The 8,468-nt window shown below is 48.8% G+C and carries 9 protein-coding genes and 1 pseudogene; all 10 read left to right on the forward strand.

Going from position 1 to position 8,468, the window contains the following annotated elements:
* The first annotated feature begins 41 nt into the window (after nucleotides 1-41).
* The gene (ctrA, locus tag HMPREF2959_RS00235; protein WP_096121634.1) at nucleotides 42-1,214 is read left to right on the forward strand and encodes a capsule polysaccharide export outer membrane protein CtrA; all 1,173 of its coding nucleotides are present in this window, start codon (nucleotides 42-44) and stop codon (nucleotides 1,212-1,214) included.
* A 14-nt stretch (nucleotides 1,215-1,228) separates the two neighbouring features.
* Nucleotides 1,229-2,392, forward strand: coding sequence for a capsule polysaccharide export protein CtrB (gene ctrB, locus HMPREF2959_RS00240; RefSeq protein WP_002221808.1), 1,164 nt, complete (start codon nucleotides 1,229-1,231; stop codon nucleotides 2,390-2,392).
* Entirely contained in the window at nucleotides 2,392-3,189 is a 798-nt protein-coding gene (locus HMPREF2959_RS00245) for an ABC transporter permease (protein WP_002238584.1), read from the forward strand. Before ctrB ends, HMPREF2959_RS00245 begins: the two co-directional genes overlap by 1 nt.
* A complete protein-coding gene (locus HMPREF2959_RS00250; RefSeq protein WP_002243173.1) occupies nucleotides 3,186-3,836 on the forward strand; it encodes an ABC transporter ATP-binding protein in 651 nt (216 codons plus the stop codon). The genes HMPREF2959_RS00245 and HMPREF2959_RS00250 overlap by 4 nt, the downstream gene beginning before the upstream one ends.
* Before the next feature lie 63 nt (nucleotides 3,837-3,899).
* Nucleotides 3,900-6,173: a Tex family protein gene (locus HMPREF2959_RS00255; RefSeq protein WP_002243174.1), complete on the forward strand. Its 2,274-nt coding sequence runs from the start codon at nucleotides 3,900-3,902 to the stop codon at nucleotides 6,171-6,173.
* Nucleotides 6,174-6,203: 30 nt separating this feature from the next.
* Nucleotides 6,204-7,034: a DNA cytosine methyltransferase gene (locus tag HMPREF2959_RS00260; protein WP_002215283.1), complete on the forward strand. Its 831-nt coding sequence runs from the start codon at nucleotides 6,204-6,206 to the stop codon at nucleotides 7,032-7,034.
* Nucleotides 7,012-7,203 (forward strand): DNA cytosine methyltransferase, encoded by a 192-nt coding sequence (locus HMPREF2959_RS13365; RefSeq protein WP_033909036.1) that lies wholly within the window; start codon nucleotides 7,012-7,014, stop codon nucleotides 7,201-7,203. Before HMPREF2959_RS00260 ends, HMPREF2959_RS13365 begins: the two co-directional genes overlap by 23 nt.
* Nucleotides 7,196-7,540, forward strand: a complete 345-nt coding sequence (locus tag HMPREF2959_RS00265; RefSeq protein WP_002215281.1) for a DNA adenine methylase — start codon at nucleotides 7,196-7,198, stop codon at nucleotides 7,538-7,540. Before HMPREF2959_RS13365 ends, HMPREF2959_RS00265 begins: the two co-directional genes overlap by 8 nt.
* Before the next feature lie 78 nt (nucleotides 7,541-7,618).
* Nucleotides 7,619-8,239: pseudogene (gene galE, locus HMPREF2959_RS00270) on the forward strand (UDP-glucose 4-epimerase GalE); the annotation flags it as partial.
* Nucleotides 8,240-8,468 (forward strand): NAD-dependent epimerase/dehydratase family protein (locus tag HMPREF2959_RS00275; RefSeq protein WP_083314107.1); only part of this gene is annotated, 229 nt, incomplete at its 3' end.

An 8,468-nucleotide genomic window follows, 5' to 3' on the forward strand; every position in this document is an offset into this window, starting at 1 on the left:
TTTGGGCTTATTCAAATTAGGGACACGCCCTAGGTTATATTATGGAAGTAAAAAAAATATCTTCTTTTATCATCTGCGGTTTGGTACTTATTACGCTGACGGCATGTGGAGCCATTCCTTCCTCAGGTCCAAGTGCTAAAAAGATTGTCTCCTTAGGGCAACAGTCCGAAGCTCAAATTCCTGAAGTGGAGTTGATTGACGTCAATCATGCTGTGGCGCAGTCTTTGTATAAAGCTCAGATGAATCAGTCTTTTACCCAGTTTGGCGATGGTTATGCTTCTACCGGTACGCTAAATATTGGTGATGTATTGGATATTATGATTTGGGAAGCGCCGCCGGCGGTATTGTTTGGCGGTGGGCTTTCTTCGATGGGCTCGGGTAGTGCACAGCAAACCAAGTTGCCGGAGCAGTTGGTCACGGCACGTGGTACGGTTTCTGTGCCGTTTGTTGGCGATATTTCGGTGGTCGGTAAAACGCCTGGTCAGGTTCAGGAAATTATTAAAGGCCGCCTGAAAAAAATGGCCAATCAGCCGCAAGTGATGGTGCGCTTGGTGCAGAATAATGCGGCAAATGTATCGGTGATTCGCGCAGGCAATAGTGTGCGTATGCCGTTGACGGCAGCCGGTGAGCGTGTGTTGGATGCGGTGGCTGCGGTAGGTGGTTCAACGGCAAATGTGCAGGATACGAATGTGCAGCTGACACGTGGCAATGTAGTACGAACTGTTGCCTTGGAAGATTTAGTTGCAAATCCGCGACAAAATATTTTGCTGCGTCGCGGTGATGTGGTTACCATGATTACCAATCCCTATACCTTTACGTCTATGGGTGCGGTGGGGAGAACACAAGAAATCGGTTTTTCAGCCAGAGGCTTATCGCTTTCTGAAGCCATTGGCCGTATGGGCGGTTTGCAAGACCGCCGTTCTGATGCGCGTGGTGTGTTTGTGTTCCGCTATACGCCATTGGTGGAATTGCCGGCAGAACGTCAGGATAAATGGATTGCTCAAGGTTATGGCAGTGAGGCAGAGATTCCAACGGTATATCGTGTGAATATGGCTGATGCGCATTCGCTATTTTCTATGCAGCGCTTTCCTGTGAAGAATAAAGATGTATTGTATGTGTCGAATGCGCCGTTGGCTGAAGTGCAGAAATTCTTGTCGTTTGTGTTCTCGCCGGTTACCAGTGGCGCGAACAGTATTAATAATTTAACTAATTAATGTGAGTAATTAAGATGTCTGAGCAACTTCCTGTGGCAGTTGCCACTGAAACCAAAGCCGAGCGTAAAAAGCCGAAAAAGAAAAGTTGGATTAAAAAGCTAAGCCCTTTATTTTGGGTAACGGTGATTATCCCTACGGTAATTTCGTTGGTGTATTTCGGCTTCTTCGCTTCCGATCGTTTTACGTCGCAATCGAGCTTTGTGGTGCGCTCGCCTAAAAGCCAATCTTCTCTCAATGGCCTGGGTGCCATTTTGCAGGGCACAGGTTTTGCCCGTGCGCAAGATGATATTTACACGGTTGGGGAGTATATGCGTTCGCGCTCGTCTTTGGATGAACTGCGTAAAATCTTGCCGGTGCGTGAATTTTATGAAACTAAGGGCGATGTATTTAGCCGATTTAATGGTTTTGGATTCCGTGGTGAGGAAGAGGCTTTTTATCAATACTATAAAGATAAGCTGAACATTAATTTTGATGCGATTTCAGGTATCTCTACGCTTAACGTTACATCATTTGATGCGCTTGAATCTAAGAAAATCAATGAAGCTTTGTTAAAACAGGGCGAAGCATTGATTAACCAGCTGAATGATCGTGCGCGCTCTGATACAGTGCGTTATGCGGAAGAAGTGGTGAAAACTGCTGAAGAGCGTGTGAAAGAAACTTCACAGAATCTGACTAATTACCGCATTTCTAATGGTGTTTTTGACTTGAAAGCGCAATCAGAGGTACAGATGGGCTTGGTATCCAAGCTGCAAGATGAGTTGATTGTGATTCAAACCCAGCTTGATCAGGTGAAAGCAGTTACGCCAGAAAACCCGCAAATTCCAGGTTTGCAGGCACGTGAGAAGAGCTTACGCAAAGAAATTAACCAACAGTTACGTGCCATTTCGGGTGGTGGGCAATCATCATTATCAAATCAAGCAGCTGATTATCAGCGCGTTTATTTGGAAAATCAATTAGCTGAGCAGCAATTGGCAGCGGCCATGACTTCTCTGGAAAGCGCTAAAGCTGAAGCTGATCGCCAGCAGCTTTATTTAGAAGTGATTTCTCAGCCGAGCCTGCCGGATTTGGCGCATGAACCTAAACGGTTATACAACATTGTTGCCACTCTGATTATCGGCTTGATGGTTTATGGTATTTTGAGCCTGTTGACTGCCAGCATTCGTGAGCATAAAAACTGATGAAAGCCTTGCATAAAACATCATTTTGGGAATCTTTGGCTATTCAAAGGCGCGTGATCGGCGCGCTTTTGATGCGGGAAATTATCACCCGTTACGGTCGCAATAATATTGGCTTTTTATGGCTGTTTGTTGAACCGTTGCTGATGACATTCGTTATTGTCTTGATGTGGAAATTTTTAAGGGCAGACCGATATTCAACTTTGAATATTGTGGCGTTTGCGATTACCGGTTATCCAATGATGATGATGTGGCGTAATGCCTCTAATCGATCAATTGGTGCCATTTCTGCTAATGCCAGCCTGCTTTATCACCGCAATGTAAGAGTTTTGGATACCATTTTGGCGCGCATGATTTTGGAAATTGCTGGTGCAACCATTGCGCAGATTGTGATTATGGCGGTATTGATTGCGATTGGCTGGATTGAAATGCCGGCAGATATGTTTTATATGCTGATGGCTTGGCTTTTGATGGCTTTTTTTGCGATTGGTTTGGGTTTGGTGATTTGTTCGATTGCCTTTAATTTCGAGCCGTTTGGCAAGATTTGGGGCACATTGACTTTTGTGATGATGCCGTTATCCGGTGCGTTCTTTTTTGTGCATAATTTGCCGCCCAAGGTACAAGAATATGCATTAATGATTCCGATGGTGCATGGCACAGAAATGTTCCGTGCCGGATATTTTGGCAGCGATGTAATTACCTATGAAAATCCTTGGTATATCGTATTGTGCAATCTGGTGTTGTTGTTGTTTGGCTTGGCGATGGTCAGTAAATTCAGTAAAGGAGTCGAGCCGCAATGATTTCGGTTGAACATGTTTCCAAGCAGTATCAAATGCGCGGCGGTATGCGGACGGTGTTAGACGATATCAATTTTTCGCTGCAAAAGGGTGAGAAAGTTGGTATTTTGGGTCGAAACGGTGCAGGTAAATCGACGTTGATCCGTTTGATTAGTGGTGTCGAGCCGCCTACCTCGGGCGAAATCAAGCGAACCATGAGTATTTCTTGGCCGCTGGCGTTTTCTGGTGCCTTCCAAGGAAGCCTGACCGGGATGGATAATCTGCGTTTTATCTGCCGGATTTATAATGTCGATATCGATTATGTGAAAGCGTTTACGGAAGAATTTTCGGAGCTGGGGCAATATTTGTATGAGCCGGTGAAACGCTATTCTTCAGGTATGAAAGCGCGTTTGGCTTTTGCGCTGTCGTTGGCGGTGGAGTTTGACTGTTACCTGATTGACGAAGTGATTGCAGTTGGTGACTCGCGTTTTGCCGATAAATGTAAGTACGAGTTGTTTGAAAAGCGCAAAGACCGTTCCATCATCTTGGTGTCGCACAGCCACAGCGCCATGAAGCAATATTGCGATAATGCGATGGTGCTGGAAAAAGGGCATATGTACCAGTTTGAAGATATGGACAAAGCCTACGAATATTATAATTCGCTGCCTTAAAGCGATTGTTTTTAAATCAGGCCGTCTGAAATTTCAGACGGCCTGTCCGTTGGAATTCTATTGATGAACATTACTCAAATTCTTTCCCAAGAACTCTCCGCGACTGCCGCGCAAATCACCGCCGCCGTCGAGCTTTTGGACGACGGCGCGACCGTGCCGTTTATCGCCCGCTACCGCAAGGAAGCGACGGGCGGGTTGGACGATACGCAGTTGCGCCGGCTTGCCGAGCGGCTGCAATATCTGCGCGAGTTGGAAGAGCGCAAAGCCGTTGTTTTAAAAAGCATTGAAGAGCAAGGCAAGCTTTCAGACGACCTCAGGGCGCAAATCGAAGCCGCCGATAACAAAACCGCGCTGGAAGACCTGTATCTGCCCTACAAACCCAAACGCCGCACCAAAGCGCAAATCGCGCGCGAACACGGTTTGCAGCCGCTGGCGGACGTGTTGCTTGCCGAGCAGTCGCAGGACGTGGAAGCCGCCGCACAAGGCTACCTGAACGAAAACGTCCCCGATGCCAAAGCCGCGTTGGACGGCGCGCGTGCGATTCTGATGGAGCAGTTTGCCGAAGACGCGGAACTCATCGGCACGCTGCGCGACAAGCTGTGGAACGAAGCCGAAATCCACGCGCAAGTTGTTGGAGGCAAAGAAACCGAAGGCGAAAAATTCAGCGATTATTTTGACCACCGCGAACCTATTCGTGCGATGCCCAGCCATCGTGCGCTGGCGGTTTTGCGCGGACGCAACGAAGGCGTGTTGAACATCGCGCTCAAATATCAGCCCGACGACACGCCGATTACGCAGCAAAGCGAATACGAGCAAATCATCGCCCGCCGCTTCAAAGTTTCAGACGGCCACAAATGGCTGCGCGACACCGTGCGCCTGACTTGGCGCGCGAAAATCTTTTTGTCGTTGGAACTTGAAGCTCTCAATCGTTTGAAAGAAGCCGCCGACACCGACGCGATTACCGTGTTCGCCCGCAATCTCAAAGACTTGCTGCTTGCTGCGCCCGCCGGACGGCTGACCACGCTGGGTCTCGACCCCGGCTACCGCAACGGCGTGAAATGCGCCGTGGTGGACGACACCGGCAAGCTGCTGGATACCGTCATCGTCTATTTGCATCAAGAAAACAATATGTTGGCAACGCTGTCGCGCCTGATTAAACAGCACGGCGTGAAGCTCATCGCCATCGGTAACGGCACCGCCAGCCGCGAAACCGACAAAATCGCGGGCGAACTGGTGCGCGGAATGCCGGAAATGGGGCTGCACAAAATCGTCGTTTCCGAAGCCGGCGCATCGATTTATTCCGCGTCCGAACTGGCGGCGCGCGAGTTCCCCGACTTGGACGTTTCCCTGCGCGGCGCGGTGTCCATCGCCCGCAGGCTACAAGACCCGCTTGCCGAGTTGGTCAAAATCGACCCCAAATCCATCGGCGTGGGACAGTATCAGCACGACGTGAACCAAAGCCAGCTCGCCAAATCGCTGGACGCGGTGGTCGAAGACTGCGTGAACGCCGTCGGCGTGGACGTGAACACCGCCTCCGCCCCGCTCTTGGCGCGAATTTCCGGTTTGAATCAAACCCTTGCCCAAAACATCGTTGCCTACCGCGATGAAAACGGCGCGTTCGACAGCCGCAAAAAATTGCTGAAAGTACCGCGTTTGGGCGAAAAAACCTTCGAGCAGGCGGCAGGCTTTTTGCGGATTAACGGCGGCAAAGAGCCGCTGGACGCGAGCGCGGTGCATCCCGAAGCCTATCCCGTCGTTGCCAAAATGCTGGCGCAACAAGGCATTACCGCCGCCGAACTCATCAGCAACCGCGAGCGCGTGAAGCAAATCAAAGCGTCCGACTTCACCGACGAACGCTTCGGCCTGCCGACCATTCTGGACATCCTGTCCGAGCTGGAAAAACCCGGCCGAGACCCGCGCGGCGCGTTTCAGACGGCATCGTTTGCCGAAGGCATCCACGAAATCAGCGACTTGCAAGTCGGTATGATACTCGAAGGCGTGGTTTCCAACGTCGCCAACTTCGGCGCGTTCGTGGACATCGGCGTCCATCAGGACGGCTTGGTGCACATCTCCGCCCTATCCAATAAATTCGTCCAAGACCCGCGCGAAGTCGTGAAAGCCGGCGACGTGGTGAAAGTGAAAGTGCTGGAAGTCGATGCCGCACGCAAACGCATCGCGCTGACCATGCGCTTGGATGACGAACCGGGCGGCGCAAAACATAAAATGCCGTCTGAAAACCGCAGCCGCGAACGGACAGCCGGCCGCAAACCCCAACGCAACGACCGCGCCCCAGCCAATTCGGCGATGGCGGATGCGTTTGCGAAGCTGAAGCGGTAAAATAATCGAAGAGTTTATGGATTTTGACTTATGCACACACCACTTACCTATATTGACCTTTTCTCAGGAGCAGGAGGCCTATCCTTGGGTTTTGAACAAGCCGGATTCCAACAATTGCTTTCTGTTGAAATGGAGTCTGATTATTGTCAGACTTACCGTACCAACTTCCCCCATCATCAATTACTGCAAAAAGATTTAACCACACTAACCGAACAAGATTTAATCAATTGTCTTAACGGACAAGCAGTTGATTTGATTATTGGAGGACCACCTTGTCAAGGTTTTAGTATGGCAGGAAAGATTGGACGGACATTTACAGATGACCCACGCAACCATTTATTTAAAGAGTTTGTCCGAATAGTTAAAATTGTCCAACCATATTTTTTTGTTATGGAAAATGTAGCGCGACTCTATACACACAATTCAGGTAAAACACGTATTGAGATTATTCAAGCATTTCAGAATATCGGTTATTCGGTGGAATGTAAGATACTGAGTGCAGCCGATTTCGGTGTTCCTCAGATACGTAGCCGAGTGATATTTATCGGGAGGAGGGATAAAGGCAAAATTTCCTTTCCCGAACCTTTGCAGATTTCCCATCAGACTGTTGGATCAGCAATAGGACATTTTCCAAAACTGGCTGCTGGCGAAAGCAATCCACACGTTGCAAATCATGAAGCTATGAATCATTCGGCACAAATGTTAGAAAAAATGGCATTTGTTAAAAATGGAGGTAACCGTAACGATATTCCTGAACCATTACGTCCGAAAACAGGTGATATCCGTAAATACATCCGTTACAACAGCAACAAAACCAGCCGTTTGTATTACAGGAGATATGCGCAAAGTTTTTCACTATGAACAGAATCGGGCGTTAACCGTTCGTGAATTAGCTGCCTTACAATCTTTCCCTGATAATTTTATTTTTTGCGGCAGCAAAATTGCCCAGCAGCAGGTTGGTAACGCCGTACCGCCTTTATTGGCAAAAGCTATTGCTGAAAGTATTTTAAAAATGAGTGAAAATGAATAAGCAATATCCGAAAATTAACTATATCGGTAATAAAGAGAAAATAGCTTCCTGGATTTGTGACCAGCTTCCGTCTGATGTAGATACAGTTGCAGATGTATTTAGTGGAGGCTGTTCCTTTGCCTACGAAGCCAAAAAACGCGGCTATCGTGTGATTACTAACGATATTTTGGCAATTAATTACCAAATTGCTTTAGCATTAATAGCAAACAACCATGAAACATTAAATGACGATGATGTCGCAATGATTTTTTCAGGCAGCCCGCATGCCGGTTTTATGAGTCAGCGTTATGCCGAAAAATTCTATTTTCACGATGAATACCAACAACTTGATTTGTAACGTAAAAATATAGGGAAACTGGATAACCAGTATAAACGCGCTTTGGCGTTTACTTTAATGCGTCGCGCCATGATACGTAAAATGCCCTATACGGAAGATATGCGCCCGGGCGATACCGCTAATCCTTATGGCGCATCCAAAGCGATGGTGGAACGGATGTTAACCGACATCCAAAAGGCCGATCCGCGTTGGAGCGTGATTTTGTTGCGCTATTTCAACCCGATTGGGGCGCACGAAAGCGGCTTGATCGGCGAACAGCCCAACGGTATTCCCAACAACCTTTTGCCCTATATCTGCCAAGTGGCTTCGGGCAGGCTGCCGCAACTGTCGGTATTCGGCGGCGATTATCCGACCCCCGACGGTACGGGAATGCGCGACTACATTCATGTGATGGATTTGGCAGAAGGGCATATCGCGGCAATGAAGGCAAAAGGCGGCGTTGCCGGCGTACATTTGTTCAACTTGGGTTCGGGGCGCGCCTATTCCGTTTTGGAAATCATCCGTGCCTTTGAAGCCGCATCCGGCTTAAATATTCCCTATCAAATCCAACCCCGACGCGCCGGAGACTTGGCGTGTTCCTTTGCCGACCCGTCCCATACCAAACAACAAACCGGCTGGGAAACCAAACGCGGCTTGCAGCAAATGATGGAAGATTCGTGGCGTTGGGTCAGCCGCAACCCCAACGGATATGGGGATTAAATGCAAACCGCAAACAAAAAAACCATCCTTGTTACCGGCGGTGCGGGCTTTATCGGTTCTGCCGTTGTCCGTCATATTATCCGAAACACCCAAGATTCCGTCGTCAACCTCGACAAACTGACCTACGCGGGCAATCTCGAATCGCTGACCGACATTGCCGATAATCCCCGCTATGCTTTTGAGCAAGTGGATATCTGCGACCGTGCGGCGCTGGATCGTGTGTTTGCCG

It is taken from the genome of Neisseria sp. HMSC070F02, from assembly GCF_001814225.1.
Classification (GTDB): domain Bacteria; phylum Pseudomonadota; class Gammaproteobacteria; order Burkholderiales; family Neisseriaceae; genus Neisseria; species Neisseria meningitidis.

Coding starts and splice junctions, on each gene's coding strand:
- HMPREF2959_RS00250 (WP_002243173.1), top strand. CDS start 3,186: ATGATTTCGGTTGAACATGTTTCCAAGCAGTATCAAATGCGCGGCGGT.
- HMPREF2959_RS00265 (WP_002215281.1), top strand. CDS start 7,196: ATGAATAAGCAATATCCGAAAATTAACTATATCGGTAATAAAGAGAAA.
- HMPREF2959_RS13365 (WP_033909036.1), top strand. CDS start 7,012: ATGCGCAAAGTTTTTCACTATGAACAGAATCGGGCGTTAACCGTTCGT.
- HMPREF2959_RS00260 (WP_002215283.1), top strand. CDS start 6,204: ATGCACACACCACTTACCTATATTGACCTTTTCTCAGGAGCAGGAGGC.
- ctrA (WP_096121634.1), top strand. CDS start 42: ATGGAAGTAAAAAAAATATCTTCTTTTATCATCTGCGGTTTGGTACTT.
- HMPREF2959_RS00245 (WP_002238584.1), top strand. CDS start 2,392: ATGAAAGCCTTGCATAAAACATCATTTTGGGAATCTTTGGCTATTCAA.
- ctrB (WP_002221808.1), top strand. CDS start 1,229: ATGTCTGAGCAACTTCCTGTGGCAGTTGCCACTGAAACCAAAGCCGAG.
- HMPREF2959_RS00255 (WP_002243174.1), top strand. CDS start 3,900: ATGAACATTACTCAAATTCTTTCCCAAGAACTCTCCGCGACTGCCGCG.